Annotated in this window: 13 protein-coding genes and 2 tRNA genes; 5 read left to right on the forward strand and 10 right to left on the reverse strand. The window is 38.7% G+C overall.

Features of this window, described 5'->3' with window-relative positions; genetic code table 11:
* Nucleotides 1-340: 340 nt before the first annotated feature.
* The 7 genes from O3746_RS10025 to mutY all read right to left on the reverse strand — a co-directional run bounded on the left by O3746_RS10025 (nt 341) and on the right by mutY (nt 6,125).
* Nucleotides 341-1,711, reverse strand: a complete 1,371-nt coding sequence (locus O3746_RS10025; protein ID WP_299306367.1) for an L-serine ammonia-lyase — start codon at nt 1,709-1,711, stop codon at nt 341-343.
* A 34-nt stretch (nt 1,712-1,745) separates the two neighbouring features.
* Nucleotides 1,746-2,984: an HAAAP family serine/threonine permease gene (locus O3746_RS10030; protein WP_371448951.1), complete on the reverse strand. Its 1,239-nt coding sequence runs from the start codon at nt 2,982-2,984 to the stop codon at nt 1,746-1,748.
* Nucleotides 2,985-3,270: 286 nt separating this feature from the next.
* Nucleotides 3,271-3,346, reverse strand: a tRNA-Asn gene (locus tag O3746_RS10035).
* A 2-nt stretch (nt 3,347-3,348) separates the two neighbouring features.
* Nucleotides 3,349-3,424 (reverse strand) — tRNA-Phe (locus O3746_RS10040).
* A gap of 228 nt (nt 3,425-3,652) precedes the next feature.
* On the reverse strand, nt 3,653-4,732 hold the full coding sequence (gene mltC, locus O3746_RS10045; protein ID WP_005696844.1) for a membrane-bound lytic murein transglycosylase MltC: 1,080 nt from the start codon (nt 4,730-4,732) through the stop codon (nt 3,653-3,655).
* Between the two features lie 9 nt (nt 4,733-4,741).
* Nucleotides 4,742-5,014, reverse strand: a complete 273-nt coding sequence (locus O3746_RS10050; RefSeq protein ID WP_049365232.1) for an oxidative damage protection protein — start codon at nt 5,012-5,014, stop codon at nt 4,742-4,744.
* Nucleotides 5,007-6,125, reverse strand: coding sequence for an A/G-specific adenine glycosylase (gene mutY / locus O3746_RS10055; RefSeq protein ID WP_371448953.1), 1,119 nt, complete (start codon nt 6,123-6,125; stop codon nt 5,007-5,009). The genes O3746_RS10050 and mutY overlap by 8 nt, the downstream gene beginning before the upstream one ends.
* 193 nt (nt 6,126-6,318) lie before the next feature.
* On the opposite strand from mutY, the gene rpmE reads away from it, so the two are divergent.
* Nucleotides 6,319-6,531 carry a 50S ribosomal protein L31 gene (gene rpmE, locus O3746_RS10060; protein ID WP_054419104.1) on the forward strand — a complete coding sequence of 71 codons (213 nt, stop codon included), beginning with the start codon at nt 6,319-6,321 and terminating at the stop codon, nt 6,529-6,531.
* Between the two features lie 139 nt (nt 6,532-6,670).
* Here rpmE and O3746_RS10065 read toward each other — a convergent pair whose 3' ends face one another.
* Nucleotides 6,671-8,629, reverse strand: coding sequence for a TonB-dependent receptor domain-containing protein (locus O3746_RS10065; protein ID WP_371448956.1), 1,959 nt, complete (start codon nt 8,627-8,629; stop codon nt 6,671-6,673).
* 146 nt (nt 8,630-8,775) lie between these two features.
* On the reverse strand, nt 8,776-11,031 hold the full coding sequence (locus O3746_RS10070; RefSeq protein WP_371448958.1) for a FepA family TonB-dependent siderophore receptor: 2,256 nt from the start codon (nt 11,029-11,031) through the stop codon (nt 8,776-8,778).
* Between the two features lie 249 nt (nt 11,032-11,280).
* Here O3746_RS10070 and O3746_RS10075 point away from each other — a divergent pair, with 249 nt between their 5' ends.
* The 3 genes from O3746_RS10075 (at nt 11,281) to O3746_RS10085 (ending at nt 14,367) form a co-directional block, all read left to right on the forward strand.
* Nucleotides 11,281-11,988 carry a 7-cyano-7-deazaguanine/7-aminomethyl-7-deazaguanine transporter gene (locus tag O3746_RS10075; protein ID WP_049373218.1) on the forward strand — a complete coding sequence of 236 codons (708 nt, stop codon included), beginning with the start codon at nt 11,281-11,283 and terminating at the stop codon, nt 11,986-11,988.
* Nucleotides 11,989-12,002: 14 nt separating this feature from the next.
* A complete protein-coding gene (locus O3746_RS10080) occupies nt 12,003-13,319 on the forward strand; it encodes an MFS transporter (RefSeq protein WP_371448961.1) in 1,317 nt (438 codons plus the stop codon).
* A 220-nt stretch (nt 13,320-13,539) separates the two neighbouring features.
* Nucleotides 13,540-14,367: a class II glutamine amidotransferase gene (locus O3746_RS10085; RefSeq protein WP_070591740.1), complete on the forward strand. Its 828-nt coding sequence runs from the start codon at nt 13,540-13,542 to the stop codon at nt 14,365-14,367.
* Between the two features lie 68 nt (nt 14,368-14,435).
* On the opposite strand, the gene gorA is transcribed toward O3746_RS10085, so the two are convergent.
* On the reverse strand, nt 14,436-15,806 hold the full coding sequence (gene gorA, locus O3746_RS10090) for a glutathione-disulfide reductase (RefSeq protein WP_371448963.1): 1,371 nt from the start codon (nt 15,804-15,806) through the stop codon (nt 14,436-14,438).
* 216 nt (nt 15,807-16,022) lie between these two features.
* Here gorA and O3746_RS10095 point away from each other — a divergent pair.
* The coding region (locus O3746_RS10095; protein ID WP_371448965.1) for a glycosyltransferase at nt 16,023-17,083 on the forward strand (1,061 nt) is incomplete at its 3' end.

A 17,083-nucleotide genomic window follows, 5' to 3' on the forward strand; every position in this document is an offset into this window, starting at 1 on the left:
TAAATTTAATAGCAAAAATACAAAGCCTCCATTAAAACCTGAAATCAAACAGGCTTAAGCAGATTTAAATGGTATTGAATAAAAGATAGAAATGGCTTATGTAAATGAGGGAGTGAAAAATGAGTTATGCCTTTTGCTTAGGAAATTGAGAAATCTGAGTGAAAGTAAAAAAGAATTGGTTTATCCGTAAAATTTTTGGGAAAAATGCCTTTCGGCATTTTTACTCAGAAAGGCATTAAAATTGAATAGAATTTAAGTCAATTTGAGATCTTTATGCAACGCCACATAATGCTGGAAAAACATCTGCATTTTTGACCGCTCTTTTATTATCAATTAGCTCTTAAGAACAGACTACTTTCACCGCTAAGCCACCTTTCGATGTTTCACGATATTTAGCATTCATGTCTTTGCCTGTTTCATACATGGTTTCGATCACCTTATCTAAGGTTACGCGAGGGTTTGTAGTACGACGTAATGCCATACGGCTGGCGTTAATCGCTTTCACTGAAGCAATGGCATTACGTTCGATACAAGGTACTTGCACTTGACCACCAACAGGGTCGCAAGTTAAGCCCAGATTATGTTCCATCGCAATTTCAGCTGCAATGCACACTTGTACCGGCGTACCACCTAAGATTTCCGTTAGACCAGCTGCAGCCATTGAGCATGCTACACCCACTTCACCTTGGCAGCCTACTTCTGCACCAGAAATAGACGCGTTCATCTTATAAAGTGAACCAATCATACCTGCTGATAATAAGTAGCGTTCAATCACATCCTGTGTTAAAGGTCCTACGAATTTTTCGTAATAAGAAAGCACAGCTGGTACGATACCACAAGCACCGTTCGTTGGTGCAGTCACGACACGTCCACCGGCAGCATTTTCTTCGTTTACCGCAAGGGCAAACATATTCACCCAGTCGATAACATGCATTGGATCATTTGCAAGACGATTACTATTGGCTTGCAAGAGACGATAAAGTGACGGCGCACGACGCACAACTTTTAATGGGCCAGGTAACACGCCTTCTGTATTGACACCATGCTCAATACAAGCCTTCATAGTTTTCCAAACGTTATGTAAATGCGCTTCAACCTCTTTTTTATCGCGTAATGCTAATTCATTTCTCATCATCACCGTAGAAAGCATTAAGCCATTTTCCTGACAATGTTTCAAAATATCTTCAGCATGTTGATAAGGATACGGCACAGTCACCGGATTTTCTTCCTCTTGACCAAAATGCGCTTCATCCACGATAAAACCACCACCGATAGAATAATAAGTTTGACGGTAAAGCACGTTACGATCAGCATCTAATGCAGTAATGGTCATACCGTTTTCATGCAATGATAAAAAGGAATTATGGAATACCATATTGGCATCCCAATCGAAATTAACCGTTTTTTTGCCTTGTGCAATCGACAGTTTTTTGGTTTGTTTAACCTGGTCGATAAAGGTTGGGATTAAATCAATGTTTACATCGTGCGGTAGATAACCGGCTAATCCCATGATGATCGCAATATCGGTATTATGACCAAGCCCTGTCATTGAGAGAGAGCCATACACATCCACATGCAAGGTCGCGACCGAATCAAATTTACCTTGTTCGATTAAATCGTCAATAAACTGCTTGCCTGCTTTCATTGGGCCGACAGTGTGGGAGCTGGATGGCCCAACCCCCACTTTAAACATATCAAATACACTAATCATATTATTTCAATCCTAAGCTAAACTAAAAAGCCGCTTATAATAATCCATACACGACCGCAGAGATAGCAATTAATCCCATTACTGTTACAAATACATTGCTAAAACGACCTTGATAACGTTTCATCGCTGGGACATTGCGGATAGCATACATTGGCATAATAAAAAGGATCATCGCAATAATTGGGCCGCCAAGCGATTCGATTAAGCCTAAAATACTTGGGTTAATGATCGCAACACCCCATAAAGTGAATAAGAAGAATACTGCGGTACCGTAATTTAATTTTTTACGATTTACACTTTCACCTTTCATTTTGAGGTATAAACCTTCTAAACCTTCACGAGCCCCTAAATAATGGCCAAAGAATGAACTGGTAATCGCTAAGAAAGCCACTAATGGTGCAAAATAAGAAATGTATGGATTATCAAATTTGTTCGCAAGATAAGACAAGATACTGATATTTTGTGCTTTTGCCTCTAATAACTCTGCTGGTGTTAAGGTTAATACACAGCTAAACACAAAGAACATCACGAAGAACAGTAATACGGTTGAAGTCCATTTTTCTGTACGACCAATGTGATATTCCGTTGTATCAAAATCTTTATATTCACGTTGTTGAGAAAGCGTGAAAGAAGAAATTGCCGGAGAATGGTTAAAAGAGAAGACTAATACTGGAATAGTTAACCACAATGTAGTGACAAAACCACCAGCAGTAGGAAGCTCATAAAGCATTGATACATTCCATTGAGGAATGAGATAGATTGATAATGCAAAGAGAATCAATACCAATGGATAAACTAATAATTCAGTGATTTTCAACATTACTTTTTCACTGAATAACATTACCGAAATTAAGATCGCAATCAATACAAAAGAAAGGATTGCACGATTTGGTGAAGCCATGCCTAATTGATTAACGATGAAAGAATCAACGGTATTCGTGATTCCGTTTCCATAAATCAATAAAATTGGAAAGATCGCGAAGAAATATAATAAAGTAATTAATTTTCCTGCTGTTGGACCGAAATGCTCTTCGACTACTTCGGTAATATCACTGCCTGGTTTAGAAGAAGACAACACGAAATAAGCCAAGCCACGATGCGCAAAATATGTCATCGGTCCGACTAAAATCGCCATCACAACCAAAGGCCAAAAACCGCCCATCCCTGCATTAATTGGTAAAAATAATACCCCTGCGCCCACCGCAGTTCCAAATAAGTTTAATACCCAAGCTGTATCAAATTTATTCCATTTTTTATTAGTTGTAGTGTCCATACATTACCCTCTAAAGTTAAATTATAAAATCTTTATCCAATGAATATTCATTCATTAAATTAATGGCAGAATTATGATAAGGTTATAGGCTGATTGCAAAGTGAAAAATAATAAAGTGTGATCTTGTTAACAATTTTATGTAACTTTTTTACATAAATATTTATCTAGATCAAAAAAGTGCGGTGAGAAATTTGAGCAAATTTTAAAGAGAGGAAAAACAACAGAATAATGACTGAATTCTGAAAAGCAAAAAGCCGCTAAATTGCTTTAGCGGCTTCTTAGAATTTGGCTCCTCCTGCGGGACTCGAACCTGCGACATATGGATTAACAGTCCACCGTTCTACCGACTGAACTAAGGAGGAAATGGTGCCTCGAGGCGGAATCGAACCACCGACACGGGGATTTTCAATCCCCTGCTCTACCGACTGAGCTATCGAGGCGTTATCGTTATTGGCTACTGCCTGACAACGGAGCGTATTAAACTATTTTTTCGGGTATCGGTCAACAATTAAATTCAAAAAAAGTAAAAAAGTTGGTGTGTTTGAGTGGTTAATAACCAAAACGACTATAAAAAGAACGTATTTTGTAAAATGCAATCAAAAATAACCGCACTTTCTCAAAAAATAATGCCCGAAAATTCTTTCGGGCATTGTATTTCATCGCTGAAATTATCGTCTTACGCGGAATTTCTTCTGTGCCGCATCCACTTTCAACAAGTAGTTTCTTGCTTGTGAGGATGGGTGTGCAGTCGTTAAGATACGATACACTTGTTCTGGATACATCTGGTTGATCTTATAGATCGCTTCATCTTTATCCTCATCGAACACGCGTAATACTGCACCTGCACCACTGTTGTAGGCAGAAATCATTGCAAAACGTTTAGAGGTAGGGTTTGTAATACCATCTAAATATTGATTTTGCAGAATCCATAAGTAAGAGACACCCGCATCAATGTTATTTGCTGGATCATAAAGGTAACGTGCAGATGGTTGCCCACCTTTACCTTTCATCGCAAACACATCGCGACCTGCTGTGCTTGGTACCACTTGCATTAAGCCGATTGCATTCGCATAACTGATCGCATACGGGTTGAAGCTGGATTCTGTTTGCATAATACCTAAAATCAAGCTTTCATCAATACCATAGCGTTCTGCGGCTTTACGGACTAATGGAATATATTTTTGTGCACGCACTTCAACATGGTTTGCAATCATGGAGATCACTACAAATTGTACGGTGTTACCATTTTGTAGGCGGCGTGTTTGTAATTTATTTTGGATTAAATAAGTCGCAAAGTTACTTGCAATCACTTGGTTAGCAATTTGCTGGCCATTGTTATCCACAACCTGACCTAATAAGAAAGGACGCGTACTAATCGGTACATCACCAGAAGCGAATAAGTCGATCCCTTTCGCATCGGAACCCATCAATAAAGTATGAACAATCGCATTGTGTAAGCGATTAAGATCTTGTTGAGTTTCAACAATAATTGTACCTTCGTCAAAGCTTACGTGGCTACGCGTATAGAAAGAGTCCGTGTATTTCACGTAGTCTTTACGACTCGCCACTAAAAGCTCATTCACCCCCCAAATACGATCGATATTATGGGAGAATTGACCAGTTAAAATATCTAAACCTTGCGTGTCTTTTGAAAACACTTCGTCGTAATTAATGCCACGTCGATGGGTTGGCGAGTCGCTACAAGCATATAAAAGTGGAAGTAGCGCCAATAATAAATACTTTTTCATAATCTTTTGTTATTTAGATGGGGGAACGTAACCTTCAATATGCACATCTTTGCCTTCAAATAAGAAATTCACCATTTCTTCTTCTAATAATTTACGATGTTCGGCATTCATCATATTGAGTTTTTTCTCGTTCACTAACATGGTTTGCTTTTTAATCCATTCGCCCCATGCTTGTTTACTAATTGAATTAAAAATACGTTTACCTAATTCACCGGGATACAGTTGAAAATCCAATCCTTCCGCATCTTGTTTCAAATATTCGCAAAAAACAGTTCTAGCCATAATAATTCCTTACAAATTGCGTTAATAAATTTTTCACAGGCTGAGCTAACCCGATCTGTTCAGGTGACGTTGGATCATACCAATATTTGACCTCACTTAATAGACCAGATTGAGATTCTTTTCCTTTTTCTGACAATTTTTTCCAATCTGAACGATCGCCCTCTTCAGATTTTCGATCAACTTCAACATAAATGGGATGAATGTCTAAGTGAAAATGACTAAACGTATGACGGAAAGTTACCCATTCTTGATACTCGGTAATCCCTTGTTCTTTCAGATAATTCAGCAATGTTTGTTTATCATCAAACTGAGGAAAACAATACAATCCGCCCCATAAGCCTTTGCTTTCGCGCTGTTCTAGCCAGACTTTCCCTTGATAAGATAAAATCAAAAAATAGCTTTGTTTTTCCGGCAACAATTTTTTCGGTTTCTTTCCAGGAAATGCCGTCCACTTTTCGAGTTTATTGGCTAAACAATCGTTACTTAAAGGACAAAGATCGCATTTAGGTTTTGTTCGAGTACAAATCCCCGAACCGATATCCATCATCGCTTGATTAAATTCAGCGACTCTCGTTGTTGGTGTAACCTGTTCACTCAACTGCCATAATTGATTTTCAACTTTCTTCTCGCCAGGCCAACCTTCAACAGCAAAATAACGAGAAAGGACGCGTTTTACATTGCCGTCTAAAATCGGATAAGGTTGATTTTGCACAGAAGATAGTATTGCGCCAGCCGTAGATCGTCCCACGCCTGTTAATGCCCAAACTTGCTCAAATTGCGTAGGAAATTCACCTTGATATTCATCTCTAATGGTTTGAGCGGCTTTATGTAAATTTCTCGCACGTGCGTAATAACCTAGTCCCGTCCACAAATGCAATACTTCATCTTGCGACGCATTAGCAAGTGCGGTCACATTAGGAAAGGTTTTGATAAATCGCTCAAAATAAGGAATAACGGTAGAAACTTGAGTTTGTTGTAACATCACTTCGGAAAGCCAAACACCATAAAGGGTTTTATTTTGCTGCCAAGGCAAATTTTTACGCCCAAACTTTTCATACCATTGTAGAACTGAATGGGCAAAAGGGGCATCGACAGAGGATTGGGCTAACATAACTTTCCTAAAGTGCGGTCAAAAATAAGCAAAAATTTTGCGATGATTCTATCACTAAAGCACACCTCTTGATCAATTTGATTTTTTCAGTATAATTCGCAGTCTATTTGGTGCCGGATTGTCGGCGATTATTAACTCACGCGGTGTAAGTGGAAAGCACTTATAGCGGCGTGGCTTCAATTTGAGGTTTTCTATGAAACAAGGTATTCACCCAGAATATAAAGAGATTACTGTAACTTGTTCTTGCGGTAACGTGATCAAAACTCGTTCAACTTTAGGCAAAGACATCAACCTTGATGTGTGCGGTAGCTGCCACCCATTCTACACTGGTAAACAACGTGTTGTTGATACTGGTGGTCGTGTTGAACGCTTTAACAGCCGTTTCAAAATCCCAGGTACAAAATAATTTGAATCTGTGTGAAGAACCCTGCCGATGCAGGGTTTTTTATTATCTGAAATTCACTATTTTCTAAATTCAATCAATAAAAAAGTGCGGTCAAAATCGACCGCACTTTTAATTCCCTGTTAAGCAATTGGAAATTTATTTAAAAGGTATAATTGACATTTAAACGAATGTCTCGACCTGGCTCAGGTAATGTTGATACACCTGCACGTTGGCTGTGGCTTCTATAATATTTGTTAAACGCATTATCTAGCGCAAGGTTCACATTGATATTTTCGGCCGGTTTCCATGTAATATAGAAATCACTTACCCCATAGCCTGGACGTTTAGTGGTTGTTGCACCACCTCCACGGTTATTTGTTGTTGCGTCATAACTGGTATGTTGTACAAAGCGACCTTTCCAGCCAATTTCAATATCAGGTTGAGTAAAGCGATAAGACACACCTGTCGTCCAAGTACGTCCAATCGGAATAGCTGTCACAGTACTATCCACTGTTCTGCCATCTAATTCAGGTTTACTATAAGCCACGCCTGCACGTAATGTTAAACCTTCATATTTATAAGCAGCACCGACTTCATACCCGTGGTTTCTTAGCTTACCTGCATTTTGGATTTCATAAAAACCAGGGCTTACTTGCGTAAATGCATGTGTATCTTTTACCGTTTGCCAGAAATAGCTTCCGTTTAAAGAGAAATTATCAGCAAGTTTGTAATTGAAACCCACCTCTGCATTGCGTGATTTCTCTGGTTTGATATTCGATGCAATTGAATAAACGGATGATCGACCTCGAGTTTCACCTGAAGATAACATCACTTCATGGAAACGAGGACTACGTGTTGCATAGTTTAAGCTCGCATTAAAGCTTAGATCATTATTCACTTCATAAATTAAACCAACGCTTGGGTTTACACTTCCCTTATGCGATTTTTTGCCATTCATTGCTCGGAAATCAAAGTGATCATAACGTAATCCAGTTGTTAAGGTAAAAGCACCTAAGCCCCAAATACCTTCAGCATAAACACCTACATCACGTTTCTTTTGAGTTTTCATTTGAACACCGTTTTGTACGGTTAGCGAATTAGGTTTACCCTCTTGATCACGATAATTAACACCGTATTTAATAAGATGAGACTGACCCACTGCGCTTTCTAAATTTAAATTTGCACCATTCGCAATTAAGCGTGTTTTCGAATTCTCACTTGGTTCTTTACGATTAATCACAGAATGATATACATTGGCTTTAGCGTTCGTCACAAAGCCCATGTCCTTACCATTCCATTCTACGCTTGTCGTATCATTTTGTGTGATACGATAGCGAGGAGCATTATTCGCCTCATTATTGTCTTGTGCAAAATCAAATTCTTCACGAAGGGCACGGACACCATAATGACGTTCTTGACGATGACTGACTTCAATTCGGTGATTTTCATTCAAATCAAAACCAAGCTTAGCCAATAAACCACGCTGTCCTAATGCACTATTTTTGACTTTATATCCATTACCGTCTTTATAATCACGTTCAGTCACAAAATTAGCAGAAATTAATGCATCTAATGGGCCTGCTTTAGAATAAACGGTCGCACCTTTAGACCAACCACTATTTGAACTTACACCTGCGTGAACTTTGAAGCCAATATCTTGCCCTTCTTTGAGCAAATCTTTTGCGCTCACTGTTTCTGCAACAATCGCACCACTTGTTGCCCCGATCCCTGCACTTGCTGAACCTGTTCCTTTTTGCACATCAACACGTTTCAATAAAGACGGATCAAACATGAAACGACCTTGGTGATGGAATAATTGTGCATCGGTATAAGCACCATCAATTTTCACATCAACTTGATCTTGTCCCATACCTCGGATCGTAAACCATTGTGATGTACCACGACCACCACCAAAATTAATTGCTGGCTCATCTTTTAATAAACCTTTTAATTCAGTCTCAGTGCTACGCTCCATTGTTTTTGTCGTAATCACATTGGTTTTACTTTTTGCCCCGCTATTCTCAGACACAACATTAATCACATCTAATTGTTCTTCAGCTTGAACATTCGCTGCAATAAACACAGCAAGTGGCAATAAGGCAAAATTTGCTTTCTTCATAAGTACACCCTTAATAAAATTAAAATGATAATAATTATTATTTATTTTCATGTATTAAGTCAAGATTTCTTTGCATTTTTGTTGTCTAAGTTAATCACACACAAAAAAAGCCCTGTATAAACAGGGCTTGAATCATCTATTCTTACTTAGAAAGTATATTTTACCGTTGCGTAATAAGCACGACCAGGTTCGTTATAAGTATGAGCATTGTAATTTGTACTGCTTGATGAACGATAAATGCGTTTATCAAATAAGTTACTTACGCCAACACGAATGCTGATTGTATCTTTCCAATTATAACCCGCACTTAATCCCCAAACTGCATAGCCACCAATATCTTCTGAGCCAGCAAGTTGATTAACGTACGTGTTGTTACCATTTTCCATACGGTTTTCCGGATTTTTACGGGATTTTTGTTTACCGTATTGCGTATAAGTTAACATTGCATCCAAACTATCGGCAATTTTATAACTTAAGCTTGAGTTCAAGGTATATTTCGGCACGATAGAAAGCGGGTTACCGGTATCTTTATTTTTGGTTTTATGCATATAAGTGAAGTTATTCACCCAGTTTAATTTATCTTGGATTAATGGTAATGTCAGATTACCTTCAAAACCTTCAATCACTGCGCGGTTTGCATTACCCCATTTATACACATAGTTACCTAAGTTAGTTAAACCGATAAATTCACCATCAGACACGATTTTGTTACGATAGTCATTACGGAAGTAAGCCACAGAAGCAAGAAGCCCGTCTTTATCATATTCAATTCCGATTTCTTTATTCCAGCTGGTTTCTGGTTTAATGTCGCTATTACCTTGGAAATAACAAGTTTTATTATTTGGTACATTCGTTGGACAACCTTGACCTAAAGTAAACAACAAGTAATTCGGGTTAGTTTGATAAAGATTCGGTGCTTTATAAGCTCTTGCTATCCCACCTTTAATTCTCCAATCATCGTTGAGACTTTGTAAGAAGTTTAATCCGCCACTTAGATTAGAACCAGAATAGGTGTTGTAATCATAACGCAAAGATGGCGTTAAGATGGTAGATTGGGTTGCTGAAATATTATCTTCAACAAATACTGCCCATTCAGTTTGACTGCTATGACCACCTCGTACATTTGAGATGCTGGTTGGTAGGCGTTCTTTCAAATCATAAAGCACCTTCCCTGTATTCTTGTCTCGTCGTCCACCAAGTAACTGTGTCATAGAAGCGTCATCATCTAAACTGCTATGTGCACCTTCAAAACCAACTGTCAGCATATGATCTACACCCAAGGTAAATGGGATATAGAATTCTGAACTAAAACGCGTATTTTTAAGAATAGAATCGCTAAAAGCTGACGTGCTAGAATAACTACCTTCTGGACCACCCGCTAAATATTCTGGTAAACGGCTGTTTTTAGTTTTATCAAAAGTAATATAAGTTTTATTGTCAAAATGATCGAATTTACCTTCATAGGTTAAAGCATAGTTCTGACGATATAAACGAGCAGTTTCAGCTTTACTTCCTGCCAACGTTTTGGTTTCAGGATAGTTTTTATTATTGTAAAGCCCTGCTGAGCTATTTTGCGTATCACCGTTATAAATATTGCCTTGACGACTGAAACCAGAATCCAAGGTTAATTTATTTTTCTCATTGATATTCCACACTAAACGGCCATTAATATCTTTATTACGTACACCTTCACGCCCAGCAATTGCAGGATCGCCATTAATGCCGACTTCATCTGCTTCTGTTTTGTTCCAGTTACCATATAAACGGAATTGCAATACATCTTTAATTAATGCCCCGCTTAGATTAAAACCTACACGGTTCGTTGCGCCTTCTTTGCTGTCTTCTGGTTGATTAGTGTAATAACTTAAGCTACCGTGCAAATCATTGGTAACGGGTTTTGTGATAATATTCACCACCCCACCCATTGCACCTGAACCATAGCGTGCTGCTGAAGGACCACGTAATACTTCAATTTTTTCAATCGCTTCAACCGGCACCCAGTTGCTGTCGCCACGGGAATTACGTTCACCACGCACACCATAACGTTCTGCATTACGAGAGGTGACAGGTTTTCCGTCCACTAAAATCAATGTATTTTCTGGCCCCATGCCACGAATATCAATTTGACGTTTATTACCACGTTGTCCTGTAGATGAGTTACCCGTTAAGTTCACACCGGGCATAGTACGTAATACTTCAGAAATATCATTTGTCGCAGGACGTTTCTCTAAATCTTTTGCCGTCACAAGAGAAGAACCAAGTGATTGTTTTACCTGATTTTCTGCTGTAACTTTAATTTCCTCAAGCTTCTCTTCGCCATAAGAATAGCTTGAAAAAAGCGCGATTGTTAATGTGCTTAATGCAAAGAATGATGTTGTTTTTAAATGATTGGTTTTATACATTGAATGCTCCCCACGCATATGTGAAATAAAAATGCCTGAGAATTCTAGTACAATATCATTTTAGTGTAAATGAAAATTCTTATCACTGTTATTAAAATAAAGATAAAACAAATAAAAAGCCTAAATTTTTGACCGCACTTTCTTGCAATCCCAATAAATTCTAGTATTATTCACGGCTCGCTAATTTGGCGAATTTATTTCTCATGTCGGGTTCCCTACCCCCGATTAACCAACTAAAAAGGTCTTAAAATGAAAATTAATACTCCTATCTTCAATGATCAACAAAAACGTTTTGCTTTAATTTTATTAAGCTTATTTCACATCTTCATCATCACAGCCAGTAACTATTTCGTTCAAATTCCATTTGAAATCAATTTAAAATTGACCGCACTTGGTTTTGCTGATGATTTTTCCTTCCACAGCACATGGGGCACACTCACTTTCCCATTCATTTTCTTAGCCACTGATTTAACGGTACGTGTATTTGGGGCGAAAGAAGCGCGTTGGATCATCTTTATCGTAATGATTCCAGCACTTATCGTGAGTTATATTGTTTCGGTTGTTTTCTCTAATGGACAATATCAAGGCTTAAGTGCATTAAGTGAATTCAATATGTTTGTTTTCCGTATTGCATTTGCGAGTTTCTGTGCTTATGTTTTCGGACAATTATTAGATGTGTTAGTATTCAACCGCTTACGCCAATTAAAAACATGGTGGATTGCCCCGAGCAGCTCCATGACATTTGGTTCCCTTGCCGATACCTTTATGTTCTTTTGTGTAGCATTTTATAAAAGTAGTGATCCATTTATGGCAGAACATTGGTTTAGCCTTGGATTCGTCGATTACTTATTTAAATTATTTGTCGGCATCGTCTTGTTTGTTCCCGCTTATGGCGTGGTACTCAGCATGATTTTGCGTAAACTTCAATCTCTCGCAAGCTCCCGCCAGTTTGCTTAACTTAAGGAAATAAAATGACTGAAACCCTTTCTCTTAGAGCCAAAATAGAACAAAGCCCAATGGGGGCTTATCAATGGATGATTGTGGTGATGGCTGCCATCATGAATTTACTTGATGGCTTTGATGTATTAGCCCTGGCCTTCACTGCAACAGCCATTCGTGGCGAATTTGGCCTCACGGGGATTGAGTTAGGTTATTTATTAAGTGCCGGCTTGTTTGGTATGACTGCCGGCTCACTTTTCCTTGCTCCACTTGCGGATAAAATTGGTCGTCGCCCATTGTTATTAATGGCAGTATCACTCTCCGCTATTGGGATGTTAGGTTCAGCATTTATCTCACAATATCAATGGCTAGGTTTCTGGCGCGTTATCACCGGTCTGGGTGTCGGCGGTATTTTAGTGGGCACAAACGTGATCACCAGTGAATACTCCTCTCGTAAATGGCGCAGTTTTGCGATAAGTGTCTATGCAGCAGGATTTGGTATCGGTGCGGTATTAGGTGGTATGTTTGCCGTGATGCTACAAGGTGAGTATGGCTGGCGTTCTGTGTTCCTAGCAGGCGCTATCTTAACCGGTTTACTTTTAGTGGTGTTATTTATTTGGTTACCGGAATCCATTGATTTTCTCACCTCCAAACAACCTAAAAATGCAGAAGTGCGGTTAAATTTAATTGCAAAAAAAATTGGTTTAGCCGGTGATTGGAAACTTCCTGCAAAAGTAGAAAAAGTTAAAAATAAATTACCTATTAGCCAATTATTCAGCGAAAAATACTTACATTCTACCCTGTTAATTTGGACGGCTTTCTTTGCAATCATGTTCAGCTTCTATTTTATCAGCTCATGGACACCCGCCTTATTAAAAGAAGCGGGCATGACGACAGAGCAAAGTGTGAGCGTCGGAATGATGATCTCATTAGGAGGCACTTGTGGTGCCTTAATCTATGGCTTACTGGCTAGTCGTTGGACAGCACGAGGCGTGTTAATTTTATTCACTGTCTTATCTTCTGCAGCAATCATTACCTTTATCTTATCCTCGTCTGTTTTATGGATTGCGATGGTATTCGGTATTTTAGTTGGTGCCCTCATGAATGGTTGTATCAGCGGCCTTTATACTTTAAACCCGCTTACTTATGATGCCGATATTCGTAGCACCGGTGTGGGCTGGTCAATTGGTATCGGTCGTATTGGTGCAATTCTTGCTCCAACGATTGCGGGTCAATTATTAGATGTGGGCTGGGATAAGCAGAGTTTATATGTGGGCGTTGGCTTTGTGATGTTGATCTCAACAGTCGCACTCTTTTTCTTAAAAAGCCGCTCCGAAATTAAAGCATAATCTTAAAAAATATAGCAAAAGGCGTGATAAACACGCCTTTTTTATTAACTTAATAAAGTGCTCATCCCTAGCCTTCAGATCAGAAAGATTTTCAGGTTATTTTATGTAACATTTTCTTCTAAAAATCCTTTGTTATCCATCTTGAATTTCAACGCATTATGGTGTTAAATCAGCACACATTATAAGGTTATAAAAATATAAAAATAAGTTGTAGGAATTTATGTGCCAATTACTCGGAATGAACTGTAATACACCGACGGATATTGTCTTTTCTTTTGAAGGTTTTCGTCGTCGTGCTGGTCTTACTGACTGCCATTCAGATGGCTTCGGTATCGCTTTTTTTGAAGGTCGTGGTGTGCGTATTTTTCGCGATAACCATGCTGCATCACAATCCCCTATTGCGGATTGTGTAAAACAATACAAAATTAAATCGCTCAATGTGATTGCTCATATTCGTAAAGCAACGCAAGGCGGTGTCACCATTGAAAACACCCATCCTTTTATTCGTGAAATTTGGGGACAAAACTGGGTGTTTGCTCACAACGGTAATTTAAAAGATCTACCGGATATGTCTGAGAGTTTCTGCCAACCTATTGGCTCAACGGATTCAGAAACGGCATTTTGTTATATGGCGGAATATTTGAAAAATCGCTTCCGTCGTAAACCGTCTGAAATGGAAATTTTTGAAGCCATTCAAGACATTACCAAAGAGCTCTCACAAAAAGGCACCTTTAACTTCATTCTTTCAAACGGAGAATGGATGATTGCCCACTGCTCAACCAATTTGCATTACTTAACACGTAAAGCCCCTTTTGGTAAAGCACACCGCATTGATGATGATGGCGTCATTGATTTTAATGATTACGCCAAAGATGGTGATAAAGTCACCATCATTACGACTTTCCCACTCACCAAAGATGAACCTTGGGTCAAAATGGAACATGGTGGTTTCGTATTCTTTAAAGAAGGAGACAAAATTGCTGAGGTCGTCGGTGTGGCTAAAGAAATGGAAGATGATGGTACATTAGGCAATCGCGCAGCAGCCTAATAACAAATCATAATAAAAAGTGCGGTCAAAAACATCAGAGATTTTGACCGCACTTTCTTTATCTGCAATTAACGCATTGTGACAAATTCTTCTGAACCTGTTGGGTGAATCGCCACCGTATTATCAAAGTCTGCTTTGGTTGCCCCCATTTTGATTGCCACAGCAAAACCTTGAATCATTTCATCCACACCAAAACCAATGCCGTGTAAGCCTACGATTTTTTCGTCTTTACCAACACACACTAATTTCATTCGACAAGGTTGACGATGTTCAGTTACAGCAGTGTACATTGCGGTGAAAGAGGATTTATACACTTTCACATTTTCTTCGCCATATTGCTCAATCGCTTGTGGCTCAGTTAAACCGACTGTACCAATTGGCGGATGGCTAAATACAACGGTTGGCACAAGGTTGTAATCCAAATGTTCATTCGGTTTATTATTGAATAAACGCTCAGACAAACGACGACCTGCAGCCACAGCAACTGGTGTTAATTCAATACCACCTTCGATAATATCACCCACTGCATAAATGCCAGGTACGTTTGTATTTTGATATTTATCGACAATAATTTGTCCGCGCGAATTGGTTTTCACGCCTGTTACTTCAAGATTAATCACATCAGTAGCAGGTTCACGACCAATCGCCCAAATTAAGGTATCCACTGTGGTTTCTCGGCCATCTTGTAATTTCAAGGTAAGCGAACCATCCGCATTTTTAACCACTTCTTCTGGTAATGCTTTGGTATGTAATTGGATACCATCTTGTGCTAACACTTCAACTAAGGTTTCGACAATCAATGGATCTTGATTACGCAATGGGGCATGCTGACGTACAAATAAATGTGTTTCGCTGCCTAAGCTATTTAAAACGCCCGCTAATTCAACTGCAATATAACCCGCACCGACTACTGCAACACGTTTTGGTAATTCATTTAAAGCAAATACACCATTGGAATCAATTCCGTATTCTGCACCTTTTACTGCAGGAATACTTGGGCGGCCACCCGTCGCAATTAAGATATGATCAGCAGTCACTAATTCTGTTGAACCATCTGCATAGCTCACTTCAATCGTTTTCGCATCTTTAAAACGTGCAAAACCATTTAGAACATCCACGTTATTTTTCGCTAATACATTATTGTAAGAGGTATGAATACGACCGATGTAAGCTTGACGGCTCTCGACTAATTTCGCGTAATCAAACTTTTTCACTTCTACATCAAAACCATAAGCAGGTGCATAGCTATTAATCGCTTCTGCAACTTGTGCGCCATAGAACATCACTTTTTTCGGTACACAACCTACGTTTACGCAAGTACCACCGAGATGTTTTGCTTCAATAATTGCACATTTTTTGCCATAGCTTGCCGCACGGTTAATTGAGGCAATCCCGCCGGAACCGCCACCGATCGCAATATAATCATAATGTTTAGTCATTTTCATTATCCTTTTTTACTCATTGGAATTTTGCTCTATTGTGCCTAAAACTGAACGAGAAAGCTATAAATTGATGTGATTGGAATTGTCTATATGGGAGGAAAAAGTGCGGTCATTTTTCGCATAATTTTCACCAAAAAAACATATTTTCGCTATAATGCTCTAGCATAAAAAATAAACCTACGACTTCACAAATATTTCCCGAAACGTATAAAAATGACTCAAAGAACTGATAAAAAAACAATCTGTTTAAATATGATTGTTAAAAATGAATCCGCTATCATCCGAGATACATTAGAGAACATTATTGCTCATGTTCCATTAGATTATTATGTCATTAGTGATACAGGATCAGACGACAATACTGCAGACATTATCAAACAATTCTTTGATGAAAAAGGCATTCCTGGCGAAATTCACAACGATGAATGGGTGAATTTTGCCCATAACCGTAACTGTGCGTTACAACATGCACAAGGAAAAACCGATTATGTATTAATCTTTGATGCCGATGATCGTTTTGAAGGGGAATTTGTTCTGCCTGAAGAACTGACTTGCGATCGTTATTATCTGCGCATGGCAAATAGCATTACAGGTTCAAATGTTTACTTCCGAGTTCTCATGTTTCGTAATGATGGTTCATTCTATTGGCGTGGCGTATTACATGAATTCATTGAACAACGTAAAACGACTATCACTGAGCAAAAAATATTCGGCGATTACTATGTCATTAGTGGTCGTTTTGGGGCTCGTAGCAACAACCCACAAAAATATTTCCAAGATGCTCAAGTGTTAGAAAAAGCCTTCTATTCACCTGAAGATGAAGATCTGAAAGATCGCTATGCGTTTTATACCGCACAATCTTATCGTGATGCAGATATGTATGAAAAAGCCATTGAATGGTATGCCATTCGCGCTAATCTCGGTGGATGGTCTGAAGAAGTCTATTATTCATTCCTTCAAATCGCTTTATTAAAAATCGAATTAAATGCTTCACTCAATGAGATACAAAATTTATTGCTATCCACTTATGAATATCGCCCACAACGGGCGGAAAGTCTTTATCATTTAGCGCGCCTACTACGCCACAACAATAAAGCCAGACTGGCTTATATTTATGCAACTGTAGCGGCAAACATTCCTCTAAGTAAAGATATTCTTTTTGTAGATCACTCTGTTTATGAATGGAAAGCTAAAGAAGAACTGGCGATGAGTGCGAATTCGGTGGGTAATTATCAGCTTTGCCATGATCTTTGCGTCGAATTATTATTTAATCC

This window comes from Haemophilus sp. 27098_8_127 (assembly GCF_041433495.1).
GTDB lineage: Bacteria > Pseudomonadota > Gammaproteobacteria > Enterobacterales > Pasteurellaceae > Haemophilus_D.